Origin of the sequence: Streptomyces sp. NPDC018045, from assembly GCF_044327445.1 — a bacterium.
GTDB lineage: Bacteria > Actinomycetota > Actinomycetes > Streptomycetales > Streptomycetaceae > Streptomyces.
In genome coordinates, this window is the sequence record NZ_JBIRFL010000009.1 from 268,398 (window position 1) to 282,261 (window position 13,864).

10 protein-coding genes are annotated in these 13,864 nt (G+C 72.3%); 4 read left to right on the forward strand and 6 right to left on the reverse strand.

Annotated features, from left to right (window positions below; all coding sequences use genetic code 11):
- Nucleotides 1-16 precede the first annotated feature (16 nt).
- Both ACH4EB_RS22530 and ACH4EB_RS22535 read left to right on the forward strand, forming a co-directional pair.
- On the forward strand, nucleotides 17-979 hold the full coding sequence (locus ACH4EB_RS22530) for a GNAT family N-acetyltransferase (protein WP_398349336.1): 963 nt from the start codon (nucleotides 17-19) through the stop codon (nucleotides 977-979).
- 184 nt (nucleotides 980-1,163) lie between these two features.
- On the forward strand, nucleotides 1,164-1,496 hold the full coding sequence (locus tag ACH4EB_RS22535; RefSeq protein ID WP_398349390.1) for a hypothetical protein: 333 nt from the start codon (nucleotides 1,164-1,166) through the stop codon (nucleotides 1,494-1,496).
- Between the two features lie 237 nt (nucleotides 1,497-1,733).
- On the opposite strand, the gene ACH4EB_RS22540 is transcribed toward ACH4EB_RS22535, so the two are convergent.
- Nucleotides 1,734-2,090 (reverse strand): DUF6191 domain-containing protein, encoded by a 357-nt coding sequence (locus tag ACH4EB_RS22540; RefSeq protein ID WP_398349337.1) that lies wholly within the window; start codon nucleotides 2,088-2,090, stop codon nucleotides 1,734-1,736.
- Between the two features lie 364 nt (nucleotides 2,091-2,454).
- On the opposite strand from ACH4EB_RS22540, the gene ACH4EB_RS22545 reads away from it, so the two are divergent.
- Nucleotides 2,455-3,786 (forward strand): hypothetical protein, encoded by a 1,332-nt coding sequence (locus tag ACH4EB_RS22545; protein ID WP_398349338.1) that lies wholly within the window; start codon nucleotides 2,455-2,457, stop codon nucleotides 3,784-3,786.
- Nucleotides 3,787-3,880: 94 nt separating this feature from the next.
- On the opposite strand, the gene ACH4EB_RS22550 is transcribed toward ACH4EB_RS22545, so the two are convergent.
- Complete coding sequence (locus ACH4EB_RS22550; RefSeq protein WP_398349339.1) at nucleotides 3,881-5,140, reverse strand: ATP-grasp domain-containing protein; 1,260 nt, start codon at nucleotides 5,138-5,140, stop codon at nucleotides 3,881-3,883.
- A complete protein-coding gene (locus ACH4EB_RS22555; RefSeq protein WP_398349340.1) occupies nucleotides 5,137-6,120 on the reverse strand; it encodes an aldo/keto reductase in 984 nt (327 codons plus the stop codon). Before ACH4EB_RS22555 ends, ACH4EB_RS22550 begins: the two co-directional genes overlap by 4 nt.
- 164 nt (nucleotides 6,121-6,284) lie before the next feature.
- Between ACH4EB_RS22555 and ACH4EB_RS22560 the strand changes: the two genes are divergently transcribed.
- Entirely contained in the window at nucleotides 6,285-9,485 is a 3,201-nt protein-coding gene (locus ACH4EB_RS22560; protein ID WP_398349341.1) for an amino acid adenylation domain-containing protein, read from the forward strand.
- Here the strand turns inward: ACH4EB_RS22560 and lysA are convergent.
- The 3 genes from lysA to ACH4EB_RS22575 form a co-directional block, all read right to left on the reverse strand.
- Nucleotides 9,425-10,747: a diaminopimelate decarboxylase gene (gene lysA / locus ACH4EB_RS22565; RefSeq protein ID WP_398349342.1), complete on the reverse strand. Its 1,323-nt coding sequence runs from the start codon at nucleotides 10,745-10,747 to the stop codon at nucleotides 9,425-9,427. The two genes, ACH4EB_RS22560 and lysA, sit on opposite strands and share 61 nt — an antisense overlap.
- A 203-nt stretch (nucleotides 10,748-10,950) precedes the next feature.
- Entirely contained in the window at nucleotides 10,951-12,291 is a 1,341-nt protein-coding gene (locus ACH4EB_RS22570; protein ID WP_398349343.1) for an MFS transporter, read from the reverse strand.
- Nucleotides 12,288-13,862 carry a B12-binding domain-containing radical SAM protein gene (locus tag ACH4EB_RS22575; protein WP_030999136.1) on the reverse strand — a complete coding sequence of 525 codons (1,575 nt, stop codon included), beginning with the start codon at nucleotides 13,860-13,862 and terminating at the stop codon, nucleotides 12,288-12,290. The genes ACH4EB_RS22570 and ACH4EB_RS22575 overlap by 4 nt, the downstream gene beginning before the upstream one ends.
- Nucleotides 13,863-13,864 lie beyond the last annotated feature (2 nt).

Here is a 13,864-nt window from a genome sequence, read left to right on the forward strand (position 1 = left end):
AACCGAGAGGCAGGACATGCACGACGTACGCCGGGCCCGTACGGCCGACCACACCACGCTCGTGGAGTGCGTCCAGCGGTGGTGGGGCGACTCCCGCACCCCCGAACAATCGCGGGAGCTGTCGCTGCTGCTGCCCCGGCTGTTCCTCCAGCACTTCGCGGACACCAGCCTGGTGCTGGAGGACGAGCGGGGGATCCGGGCGTTCCTGGTGGGCTTCCACTCCGCCGACCACGCGCACGAGGCGTACATCCACTTCGTCGGCGTGGACCCGGAACTGCGCGGACAGGGCGTGGCCCGCCGCCTCTACACCGCCTTCTTCGAACGCGCCGCGGCGGCCGGCCGTACCGAGGTACGCGCCATCACCTCGCCGCAGAACACCGGATCCATCGCCTTCCACCAGGCCATGGGCTTCGCAGCGGAAGCGGGCGACCGGGAGGTGGACGGCCTGCCGGTGCACAGCGACTACGACGGACCGGGCCAGGACCGGGTGGCCTTCCGCCGGAAGCTCGGCGCGCCGGAGGTCCGTACCCTGGAGCCCTTCACGACGCGCGCGGCGGTGCCCCAGGACTTCGACACCGTCGTCGGCGTGGTCGACGAGTGGTGGGGCCGCGCCGCCTCCCGCGACCTGACCCGGGTGTTCGTCAACCACTTCCACGAGACCAGCCTGATCGCCGAGCGCGACGGCGAGCTGGCGGGCTTCGTCATCGGCTTCCTGTCCCCGTCCAACCCCCGGGAGGCGTACATCCACTTCACCGGAGTCGCCCCCGCCTGGCGGCGCGGCGGCCTGGGTCGCTTCCTGTACGAGCGGTTCTTCGACATGGCACGCGCGAACGGCCGGACCGTCGTCAAGGCGATCACCTCGCCCCAGAACGACCGCTCCATCGCCTTCCACACCGCCCTCGGCTTCACCCCCTCCGCCCCGATCCCGGACTACGACGGCCCCACACTGGACCGGGTCACGTTCCGGCGGGAACTCTGAAGACGCGCCGATGATGTGCGGGCGTCCACGGCCATGGGCGCTCGCACGGCCGTGGCCCGGTGCGGGAGCCGGACCGTGGCCCGGCCCGTGAGCAGCGGAAATCCCGTTGTCGGCGCCGAGCCACGGACATAAGGTCACCGTCATGCCCCTACGCCTGCGAATGCGCCAAGCCCTGACGGAAGCGATGCGAGCCCGGGACAAGGCCGCGGTCAGTGCCCTGCGCTCGACGCTCGCCGCGCTGGACAACGCCGAAGCGGTCCCCGTGGACGCTTCCGCGCTGCGCGGCGTGGCCCTTGAACAGTCGCCGGCCGGTGCCGGCTCCACCGAAGCGGCACGGCAGGAGCTGAGCGAGTCCGGCGTCACGGACATCGTACGGGCCGAGGCCGATGAACGGCTCGCGGTCGCCGCGCGGTTGACGGCCCCCGCACACGCCGACCGGGCAGCGCGGCTGCGTGCGGAGGCCGCCGTGCTGCTGCGCTTCCTCGATACCGGAGTCACTGCCCGCGGGGGTCGGTGACGCACCGGCCGGCGGCCCGAGAACCAGCGACAAAAGGGTGGTTACCGGCGGGAGATGTCGTCACCGGTGCGGCGGTCGGTGGAAGAGGTGCGGCCCTGCGGTTTTCCTTATGGGGTTCCGGCCAAGGCAGGGCAACACGGGGCCGCGGACGATGCGGCACGGCCGGGCCTGGGGCGGACGCCCGGGGCGACTCAGTCGCGTGCGTCCGGTGGGGCGAACGCGGCTCCCGGTGGCGTCTCACCGCCGGCCGTCAAGGGCGTCACGCCTGTCCGCGTACGGTCCGTCCACCCGCCGCGGCAGCACGATGAACGCCGTGCCCCCGGTCAGGTCGACGCTGGAGCGGGGTGGCGCGCCGTCGCTCTCGTCGTCCCGCCGCAGCAGCTCCACCCGCCGCTGCCGCAGTTCCACCGTCTTGTTCCCGTTCACGACCGCCGTGAATTCGTCGAAGGCGATGTGCGACAACGACCGCCCCGTGCGCCTGCGCAGCCACGGCACCAGACCCAGCCCCGTGAACCATCGCCACGCGCTCTCCACCAGGGCGAACAACGCCAGCAGACACGCGAACGCCGGGAACGACATCAGCCAAGCCGTCACCGATGCTCCCCTGCCGCCCTCAACACCGCCGGCCGGCGCAGCGGCCGGCACCGTCCCCGTCGGATGCGCGGACCGCCCCGCGTCCGCCTCGTCACACTCGTCCCGCTGATCTCCACGGGATCACTGTGCCGGGTCCGCGGCGTGCCGGGATCGGACCGGCGGACGATCCGCTTCCCCCATGCGGCGGAGGCCCCGCCACGGGGCTCCACCGCATGGCGGAGGGCCGGGGGGGCGCGTGGCCCGGGTCGGCTGAGCACTGGCCGGTACCGGCCGGAGCCGGCCCCCGCCTGTTGACCGTGGGCTCAATAGGCTGTTGGCTTCGCTCTGCTCGCACACCATGTGCCGTGTCGGCAAAGGGGTCGGTATGCGCTGTCTCAGACGGATGGCCGCCGTGACGGCGGTCCTGGGCTCCTGCATGACGGTGCTGCCGGCGGCCGCCGGGGCGGAGGGGCACCGGGGGCGCACCGAACGGGTGAGCGTCGCCGCCGACGGTACGGAGGCGAACGGCGGGTCGGAGCAGGGCAGGATCAGCGGGGACGGACGCGTCGTCGTCTTCCTCTCCGGGGCCGACAACCTGATTCCCGGCGACCCCCAGAAGGGCGGCCTGTTCACGAAGAGCCTGCCCACCGGCAGGGTCGAGCGGGTCAACGTGGCCAACGACGGCACCGAGGCCGACGGCCGGACGGATGACGCGGGGATCAGCGGCAACGGACGGTACGTCGTCTTCAGCTCGGACGCGACGAACCTCGTGCCGGGCGGCAACCCCACCGGCAGTACCGAGGTGTACGTACGCGACCGCTGGACCGGGCGCACCGACATCCTCATCGGGGCCCCGAAGCAGGAGCGTATCCACAACAGAGAACCGTCGATCAGCGCGGACGGCCGCTATGTCGCCTTCAGCTCGACCCGCGGCGACCTGGTGCCCGGGGACACCAACAACGTGGAAGACGTGTTCGTCAAGGACCGGTGGCGGGACACCGTCACACGCGTCAGTGTCGCCTCCGACGGCACCCAGGCGAACGGCTACTCCGCCTCCCCGGTGATCAGCGCGGACGGCAGCCGGGTCGGGTACAAGAGCAGGGCGTCGAACCTGGACCCCTCGGCGGGCGCCGACGACGAGGACCGGCTGGCGCGGCCGCGGGCCCGCGCGTTCTTCGCACACGATCTGCGGACCGGCCGTACCCAACTGGCCGCGCGCAACCGCACCGGCTCGAAGGTGGCGGTCCTCACCGACATCGGCCTGAGCCCTGACGGGCGCTACGCGCTGTTCATGAGCTCCAACACCGACATCGTCGCCGGAGACACCAACAGCACCGCGGACGCGTTCGCCACGGATCTGCGCACGGGCGTCGCCCGGCGGCTCAGCGTGGCCGCCGACGGCACCGAGGGGAACGACTTGACCTACGGGCACGTGGCCATGAGCTTCGGCAACCGGTACGCGTTCTTCACCTCCTCCGCCTCCAACCTGGTGCCGGGCGACACCAACGGCCGGGCGGACGTGTTCGTACGCGACCTGCGCACCGGCACGGTGGAACGCGTCAGCGTCGCGTCCGACGGGACGCAGAGCAACGAGTTCACGCTGAACTTCAGCGCCGACCTGGCCGGGCGCGCGGTGGTGTTCGACAGCACGGCGAGCCACCTCGTGCCCGAGGACGGCAACGGGGAGAGCGACGTCTTCAGGCGCCGCCTGCGGTGAGCCGAACGGTCGACGCGACGCGCCCGTGCCGGTACGCGGACTCGGGCAGCCGCCATGCCGCTACCGTTGCACCCCGCCGCGTGGCGGACCGGTGTCAGTGGCACTTCTGGGGGCTTCGCTGGTAGAGCTCATCCCGTTCCGCCGCCCTGATCGCCGCGTAGTCGCGCTCGATCTCCCGCGGGGTGCGGCCCAGAAGGTACAGGTGCCCCGGTGAGCTGAACAGATCCGTGGTCGCCCGGACCGGTGTGCCGGGGGCCAGATCGTCGACGGACCCGCACAGATACGTGGGCAGCGCGCGCACGGCCCGCAGCGGGGCCTCGGCCACGTACCCGTCCTCGGGCACGATCAGGCACACCACGCGCAGGTGCCGGCGCAGGGTGTAGGCGGTGCCCGGCAGGGCGGCGAAGCGCTCCGGGGCGGTGTACGCGTCCACCGTCAGCGACACCTGGCTGTGGCCGGTGGCGGCCAGCGGACCGCGGGAGGTCACCGAACCCTCCAGACGCGCACCGCACTCCACGAGCACGGGACCGCGCGCGGTCATCATCACTTCGGTGTGGGCCGGGCCATGGGCGATGCCGAGCGCGTCCAGGACGCCGACGACATAGGCGGACAGCTCGTCCTGGGGCGTACCGCGCGCCGGGAGCAGGTCCTGGGTGTCGTAGACGACCCGTCCCGCGCGGTGTGCCCGGCGCTCCCGCCAGAACTCGTGGAGGTGGTGGCGGCCGTCCCGGCTGACCGAATTCACGAAGTACTGCTCACCGACGAGCCGCTCCTGGGCCAGTACGGCCTGGTTGAAGCCGCCCATCTGGTTGGGCCTGCGGTGAATCCGGGCGAACGCCGTCCGGACCCCGTCCGCGTCCGCACAGAACGTGACCTCGTCCGACCCGGCGCTGGCCGGCGGCTTGACGACCACGGGCCAGTGGCCGTGCCGGTCGGCCCAGGCGACGATGTCCTCGGCGTTCGTGGCCAGCAGGCTCGCGGCCACCGGCAGCCCTGCCCCGCGCACCCGCTCTGCCATGGCGAACTTGTCGCGCCTGCTGAGGCTGAGCGCCGTACCGTTGCCGGGCACGCCCAACTGCTCGGCGAGCCGGTCGGCGGTGGCCACCCCCCACTCCGAACCGGTGATCACATGCGTCGGCGCGAGGGCGCTCAGCCGTCCGACCGGGTCGCCGTCCCGGGCCATGTCGATCACCGCGCGGTACTCCTCCCGGCGGTAGTCGCGCCGGGACCCGTCACGGACGCAGGTGCCGCTGAGCACCGCGGCCGTGTCCCAGCCGCGGCGGCCGAACTCCGCGGCCAGTTGGGAGCCCGTGGAGAACGGGTCGACGACGGCGACGAGGGGCCGGTCGCTCACTGGGACCACTCCGTGGGCTGCCGGTCCCAACGGTGCTCGCGCAGCCGGGACATCAGCCGCTCGGACAGCCGCACGCCGTCGCTCACACCCAGATTGGCGCGTACGTGCTCCGGGCGGCGCATGCCCGGGATCACCGTCGCGACCGCGGGGTGCTGGAGGACGAAGCGCAGGGCGAGTTCGGGCATCGTCATGCCCTCCGGCACGACCGGACGCAGCCGCTCCGCGCGCTCCACACTGGCGGCGAGATTGTCGGGGACGAAGTAGCTGCTGCGCCAGTCCCCTTCCGGCCAGCGGGTGTCCTCGGTGAGGGTGCCGGTGAGGGTGCCCTCGTCGAAGGGGACTCTGGCGATCACGCCCACGTCGTGTGCCGCGCAGACGTCGAAGAGCCGGTCCTCGGGCGCCTGGTCGAAGATGTTGTAGATGACCTGTACGACGTCGACCAGGCCGGTCGCGATCGCGGCCAGGACGTTCCACGGCTCCCAGCGGTTGACGCTGATGCCCACCGCGCCCACCAGCCCCTCGGACTTCATGGCCCGGACCTGGTCCTGCCAGCGCCGGTCGGCGGCCCAGGAGTCCTCCCAGACGTGGTAGTGCAGCAGGTCGATGCGGTCGACACCGACGTTCTCCCGGCTCTTGTCCAGGTAGCAGCGCACATGGTCGTCGGGGAAGACGTCCTCCAGCCGGGAGTCACGGCGGGAGGGCCAGGCGCGGTCCTTCGGCGGAATCTTGGTGGACACGTAAAGGCCCCTCGCCCCGTGCTCCCTGAGCAACCCGCCCAGCAGGCGCTCGCTGTGGCCCCGCCCGTAGATCCAGGCGGTGTCGAAGAAGTTACACCCCGACTCCACCGCGAGCCGCAGCGACGCGGCGCTGGTCCGGTCGTCCTCACCCGTCCAGCCGCCCGGCCCGCCGCCCACGCCCCACATGCCGTAGCCGACCTCACTGACCTGCCATCCGGTGCGCCCCAGCCTTCGGTACCGCATGCACGTCCCCCTCTCCTCCGCACCGCGCGCCCCTCGGCACCCGGCACAAGCGGTCGGTCACGTACCGCTTTTCCCCGGCAGGTTGACCCGTCGACGACTCCTTCGCTGCACTCGCACCACCGAACCTGGGCAGCGGGGACGCCTTGAGCGCAGAAGGAGCCGACATGCAGTCCACAGTGCGACACCAGGTCCTGACCGAGTTCAACGGGTGCCCGGCACCCTACCCGCCGGACGGCTCCACGACCATCGACCTCATCGGACGCCAGGCCCGCACCACCCCCACCAGGACGGCTCTCGTATGGGAGGGAGGCAGCCTGACGTACGGCGAGCTGGACAGCACGGCCACCACATGGGCGGGGGCGCTGCGCGCACAGGGCATCGGCCACGGCGACCTGCTGCCGGTCCTGTCCCACGGCGGCCCGCAACTGGCCGTGGCGGTACTCGCCGCCATGAAGGCCGCCGCCCCGTTCGTACCCGTCGACGCCACCTGGCCGCCGGCCCGGATACGCGCCGCGCTGGACACGCTGCACCCCGGGCTGGTGCTCTGCACCGGCCCGGCACCGGCGGACGTCCGAGAGCGGTGGCGGTGCCTGGAGGTCCCGGAGCCCCCTTCGAAGCCCTCTTCGGAGTCCTCCCTGGAGCCTCCTTCGACGTCCTCCGCCCCGGCGGGCCCACGCCCGCATCCCGGCACCGCTCCCTCCCGTCAGGACCTCGCGTACGGATTCTTCACCTCGGGCTCCACCGGCACGCCCAAATGCGCCCTGAACAAGCACCTCGGGTTGCTCAACCGGTTTCTCGTCATGACCCGGCGCTTCGCTTCCGACGGGGGAGTGGTGCTCCAGAACAGCCGCCACTCCTTCGACTCCTCCCTCTGGCAACTGCTGTGGCCGCTGACCACGGGAGGCCGCGTGGTGCTTCCCTGCCACAACGGCATCGTCGACCTGCACCGCACCGTCGAGACGATCGAACGCCACGGCGTCACCATGACCGACTTCGTCCCCTCGGTCTTCAACACCTTGGTCGACCTGCTGGTGTCCGACCCCGCGCTGGTCCCTCAACTGGGCTCGCTGCGCCGCCTGCTGATCGGCGGGGAGGAGATCAGCCCGCGTGCCGTACGCGCCTTCCGCGGCCTGCTGCCGCACGTCGCCCTCACCAACACCTTCGGCCCGACCGAAGCCTCGATCGGCAGTGTGTTCCATGAGGTCGACGAGACCGACGGGGACACCATCCCCATCGGCCGCCCCATCGAGAACACCTACGCGGTCCTGCTCGGTGAGAACGGGGAGCCGGTACCGCCGGGCGAGACCGGCGAGATCCATCTGGGCGGCGACTGCCTGGGGACGGGCTACCTGGACGACCCCGAGCGCACCGCCGCCGCCTTCGTACGCAACCCCTTCCCCGAGATACCCGGGCCGCTGCTGTACCGGACCGGGGACCTGGGCCGGCACCGCCCGGACGGCGCCCTGCTGTTCAAGGGCCGCCGCGATCAGCAGGTCAAGATCGGTGGCGTGCGGCTCGAACTCACCGAGGTGGAAGCCGCGGTGGCCTCCCACCCCCAGGTGCGCGAGGCCAAAGCCCTGGTGCACGACACGGGGGCGGACCGGGCCCTGGTGTGCTGTGTCGTCGCGGCCGAGCCGCTCACCCCCGGCGTGCTGCGCGACCACGTCCGCACGGCCCTGCCCGGCCACTCCGTACCGAGCCGCTTCGTCTTCCTGGACCGCATACCGCTGACCCACAACGGCAAGGCCGACCGGGCCGCACTGGGCCGCATCGTCGCGCGCCGGCCCTCGTCACCGGCGCCCGGCGGACGGTCGGCACCGTCGGCACCCGGCGGGCGGACCGGGCCGCCGTCCGCGCACGAGGCGCTCATCGCGGAACTCTGGCGCGACCTCCTCGGGCTGCCCGCGGACACCCGTCTCTCGCCCGACGACGACTTCCACGACCTGGGCGGCACCTCGCTCCACCTCCAGCGGCTGAGCGCCGCGCTGCGCACGCGCCGCGGCACGAGCCCGGCCGTGGGCGAGCTGGCCACCGCCACCACGGTGCGCGAACAGGCCGCCCTGCTGGGGCGCGCCGCCCCCCGCCCCGGCGCGGACCGCCCCTCGCCCGCCGTGCTGGCGGACATCGCACGGGCCGCCGGCCTCCCGGCCCCGGCACGCCGGGCCGCCGCCGGGCCGCCGCGACAGGTGCTGCTCAGCGGCGCCACCGGCTTCATCGGAGCCCATCTGCTCGTCGAACTGCTGGAGCGCACCGACGCCACGGTCCACTGCGTCGTACGGGCCGAGGGCGGGTCCTCCGCCCTGGCCCGGCGCCGCCTGGAGGAGGCGCTGGGCGCGCTGGGCCGGGGCTACGACCCGGCCAGGATCCGCGCGGTCCCGGGCGATCTGGAGCGGCCGTACCTGGGCCTGGGCGAGGCCGCGTTCGGCGCCCTGGCCGCCGCGGCGGACACCGTCGTGCACGCAGCGGCCCAGGTCAACCTTCTGCTCGGCTACCGCGCGCTGCGCCGGGTCAACGCGCTCGGCACCCTGGAACTGCTGCGGCTGGCCGCCCAGGGGCGGGCGGCGCGCTTTCATCACCTGTCGACCCTGGCCGTGTTCCCCGGCCCCGCCGGCCCCCGCGCCGGCTTTCCCCGTTCCGCCGGCCCCCGCGCCGACCGCACGTACGCCCCCGCCGCCCCGTCTTCCGCTCCCGTGCGGGAGGAGCCGCCCGGCGAGCACGTCCCCGCACACGGCTACGGGCAGTCCAAGTGGGCGGCCGAGCGCATGGTGCTGGCCACCCGCGAGCGCGGCCTGCCGGCCACGGTCCACCGGATGGGGGAGGTGATGCCGCACTCCCGCACCGGGCACGGCAACCCGCGCTCGGCCCTGGACCGGCTGTTACGGGCCTGTCTGCGGTTGCGGCTGTGGTTCCCCTGCGACACGGTCACCGACTGGACGCCGGTCGACCATGTGGCGCGGGCCGTCGTCACCGCGGTCCAGGACCCGGCCACCGAGGGGATCCATCACCTGGTCCGCCCCCGGGGCGTACGGCTGGACGCCGTCCTCGGCATGCTCGCCCGACGGGTGCCGCTGCGGCAGGTCGGCTACCGGGAATTCCATCGGGCGGTGCGTGAGGCCGCTGACGCGCAGGACGCCGCCATGGGACAACTGCTCGCCGTGCTGCCGGATCCGGCAGTCGCGCGCCCGGTGGGGCCGGACCGGCTGTTCACCGACGTGTCGCAGCGGTTCTCCACCGAGCGCGCCGCCTGCCTGGCGGAGCGGGCGGGTCTGGACTGGAGCCCGACGACACCCGAGGAGATACGGCCCTATCTCGCCGCACTCGTGGCGGACGGCGGCGGCAGCTCCGCCTCGATCAGGTCCGCGTAGGTCTCCCGGCGCCGGATCAGCGTCGCCCGCTCCTCGTCGACGAGGATCTCGGGTGGACGCGGGGTCGCGTTGTACTGGCTGGCCATGGCCATCCCGTACGCGCCCGCGCCGAAGATGCACATCAAGTCGCCCTCGGCCAGCGGCGGCAGCTCGCGGTCGCGCGCCAGGTAGTCGGTGGTCTCGCAGATGGGCCCGGCGATGTCGTACCGGATCAGGCCGGGCAGGTGCAGCCGGCCCGCGCGGTGCGGCGGCACCAGGCCGTCGCACGGGCGCACCGGCCACAGGAAGTGGAAGGAGTCGTACAGGGCGGCGCGAATGAGGGTGTTCATGCCGGCGTCGACGACGGCGACGCGGTGGTCGCCGGCCTGCTTGATGAAGCGCACGCGGGTCAGCAGTGCCCCGGCGTTGGCGGCGATGGTCCGGCCGGGCTCCATGATCACCTGGCCACCGGACGCGACGAACGGCGCGAGCACCGGCACGATGGCGGCGGCGTACGCGTCCCAGCCGGGCGCACCGCCCGTCTCGTACGCGGCGGCGAACCCGCCCCCCATGTTGATCGAGTTGACGGTGTGGCCCACCGTGCGCAGCTTGTCGGTCAGCTCCAGGATCCTCTCCAGGGCCACGACGTAGGGCTCCGGAGAGTGGATGGGCGAGCCCAGGTGGAGGTGGAGCCCGTCGAGCGCCACCTGGGGCAGCGTGGCGGCCCGTTCGAAGAGCGCGGGGACCTGGCCGAGGTCCACCCCGAACTTGCTGCCGCGCACCCCGGTCGTGGTCTTCTCCGGCGTGCCCCGGCTCTGGACGTCCGGGTTGACGCGGACGGCGGCCCGTACGGTGCGCCCGGCGCGGGCCGCGATCCGCCCCAGCGCCGACAACTCGGACTCCGACTCGACGTTCACCGAGCGGATGCCCGCCTCGACGGCCTCGCGCAGTTCCCCGTCGGACTTGCCGACGCCCGCGAAGACCACACGCTCGGCGGGGATGCCCGCCGACAGCGCCCGGTACAGCTCGCCCCCGCTGACCACGTCGGCCCCCGCGCCGCTCGCGCCGACCTCACTCAGCAGGTGGATGTTCCCGCACGTCTTGACCGCGTAGCAGACCAGGGGATCGAGCGCGGCGAAGGCGGCTTTCAGCCCGGCGAGGTGGGTGCGGAAGGTGGCGCGTGAATACACGTAGGAGGGGGTGCCGTGGGTACGGGCGAGCTTCTCCAGGCTCGCACCCTCGCAGTGCAGCACGCCGTCGTCGTAGTGGAAGCAGTCCGCCAACGCGTCCTCCTTGGCCTGGACCGGGCCGGGCGGCAGTCGGGGGCGAGTCTAGCGGCAGGCCGGCCGGCCCTCGCGCAGGACGCACAGGGCGCCTCCGTACGGGGAGCGGATGGCACTTCTGTACGGGCCCCGGGCGGCATCCGCGTACGGGGCCGGAACCGGTGGCCGCCGCGGCGTGCCCGGAGGACGCGCCCGGCACGTGGTCAGAGTGCCTCGCCGCGCTCCACCGAGCGCCCGGTCGGCTCGGTGGCGGTCTCGGGGAGCCGGCGGCGGCGGGGCAGCGGCGAGCACACGATGGCCACCGGGGCGAGCAGCAGCCCGGCGGCGACCAGCCACAGGGCCGGACGCAGCCCGGCCACCTCGGCGAGCATGCCGCCCAGCAGCGCGCCCAGCGGCACGGTGCCGTACGCGACGAAGCGGTACGAGCTGGTCATGCGGCCCAACAGGCGGTCGGGCGTGGTGGTCTGGCGCAAGGACACCTGCAGGACGTTGGAGAGCCCGATCGCCACCCCGGCGACGGAGAAACCCGCGCAGATCACGACGGGCACCAGGACCGGACCTCCCGAGGCGGCGGGCACCAGCAGGTAGGCTCCGCAGCCGAGCAGCGATCCGGCGGTGATGACGGGCCCGAGGCCGAAGCGGCGGCTGGCCGGCTCGGCGAGGGCGGACCCGATCAGGGAACCGGCCCCGGTCGCCGCGAGGGTGAGGCCCAGCAGCAGGGTGGACAGGTGCAACTCCCGTACGGCGTAGAGCATGTAGACGGTGAGCACGCCCTGTTCGAAGGTGTTGAAGACTGCGGTCTCCAGGGCCAGGGCGCGCAGTTCCCGGTGCCGGAAGACGAAGGACAGGCCCTCCCGGACCTCCGTCCACCAGACGAGGGCCCAGGGCTGCCCGGCGCCCCGCTTCTGCGGCGCCGTCGGCGCGGGCGGCCGGCGCGGGGACTTGACCAGGCCCACGGCCACCGCCGAGACCACGTACGACACGGCATCGACCACGAGGGCCGCCGGAGCGCCGATGGCCGCGCACACGGCGCCGCCGAGCCCCGGCCCGCCCAGCTCGGCGGCGGACTGGCTGGCCTGGAGGTTGCGGTTGGCCTTGGTCAGACGCGCCCGGGACACCAACTGCGGCAGGAACGACATACAGGCCGAGTCGAAGAGCACCTGGAAGGCGCCGATGGCGAAGGCCAGCACCAGCAGCACCTGGATGGCCAGGACGTCCCAGGCGTACAGCAGCGGCACCGCGGCGACCAGGAGCGCCCGCGCCCAGTCCGCGAGCACCATGAGCCGGCGCCGGTCGCCGCGGTCGACGACCACCCCGAGCGGCAGGGCCAGCAGCAGGAACGGCAGGTAGCGCAGGGCGTTGAGGAAGCCCAGCTCAGCGGAGCTGACGTGCAGGTACGAGACGGCCACCAGGGGCAGCGCCAGCGCCCCGATCTGGGTTCCCACGAGCGAGACGCTCTGCCCCAGCCACAGTTTTCCGAATCCGGACGCACCGCGGGGGTCCGGCCCGGAACTGCCGCACCCCCGCTCGGGTCGCGCTGTCACGTCGTCCGCTGGGCCTTCCCCGCCACGGGGCGGCGCTGGATCCCGTCGTACTGGTCGATGAGGCCCTCGTTCAGTTCGCTCATCATCCTCAGACGCGCGTCCAGCAGTTCGTCGTACGTGAGGTACTCGGTGTCCATGGGAGCAAGGTAAACGCTGATGACCTCCGGATCACGCTCGATGTCGAAACGCAGCCGTTCGTGTTTGTTCCTGAAGTCGGCGGTCCCCGGCAGAAGGGTGCGGTTGTAGACGTTGAAGTACGGCACCACCTCGGCGTCCCGTTCGCGCAACGCCTCCTTCAGCCGCAGACTGCGCTCCAGGTAGCGGTCGATGGCCGCCGCGTCGTCGCCGTCGTGCCCGATGAGGACGTTGAACGTCTGGTACGTGACGCCGTACTCCAGCATGGCGTCCAGGATCTCCAGCTCCTCCTCGAATTCGCGCAGTTTGTTGAACCGGCTGCCCGGGTCGTCACCGAGGAATTCCAGCGGGATCTGCACCCGGTAGCAGCCCTTCCAGTGCTCACCGGACTTGTCGCTCCAGAACATCTCCGCCATGAGGTCGGTGTCCGGCCTGCCCAGGTCCAGGAACTTTCCGAACTCCAGTCCGTTGGCGAACTCCCAGGAGAATCCGTAGGCGCGGGCGAGCCGGAAGATCTCCTTGACCTCCTCGCGGCCCTGCTTGTGCAGCATCGTGCCGCGGCCGCTGCGCTGGAGCCGGGAGAGGATGTTGTCCTCCTGGAAGAGGAGGTTCCGTATGCCCATGCGGCGGAAATAGGCGAAGTGGCGCTCGACGGCCTCGGGCGACATGTAGCGGTACTTGCCCCGCAGGGGCGTCGCGCAGAAGGAACAGGTGCGGTAGCAGCCTCGGGAGGACTCGAAGCAGGTGAAGGGCGCGGCGACCGTGGGCGGCGGGGTGCCCTCCCCGGTGTCGTTGTACCGCCCCAGCTCATCGACCAGGTCCAGTGCCATGGGCGGGAGGTCGTCGAGCTTCAGCGCGGGCCCGCCGAGGACGACGAGCCCCGGGCCGTGCTCCCGGGTGAGCACCGCCTCCTTGATCGGCTGCTTCCTGGCGACCGCCTCGACGACCTTGGCGAAGGTGAGTTCCCCCTCAAGCTGCACCACGACGTCGAAGCCGTTGTCGAGATACCACTCCGGGCGCGCCGTGACATCCATGCCGCCACCGATCACCACAGCACGCGGATTGACGGTCCTCGCGTGCTTGGCGAAGTCGGTGACCACTCCCGCGGAATTGGTGAAGTTGTTGGACACGCCGATGATGTCGGCTTCGCGGAAGGACTGGTCGTAACGCTCGAAGGCGCCGCCGTAGCGCAGACAGTCGATGCTGCTCGCCCCGTAGCCGAAGGTCTTGTAGTGGACGGGCTCGTCCTCGTCGACCTGGGTGTCGATGACCCTCAGCTCCGCGTCCACCCCCCACTCGGACAGGTACGCGCGGGTACCCGCGGCCAGGGTGACCAGGGCGCTCTTCGGGTTGAACAGCCGCACCGGGCTGATGGTGTGTTCCTCGTCCTTGAACTTCTGGCCCGGGTAGGGCGCGTAGTAGAGGTGAACCCGCACCG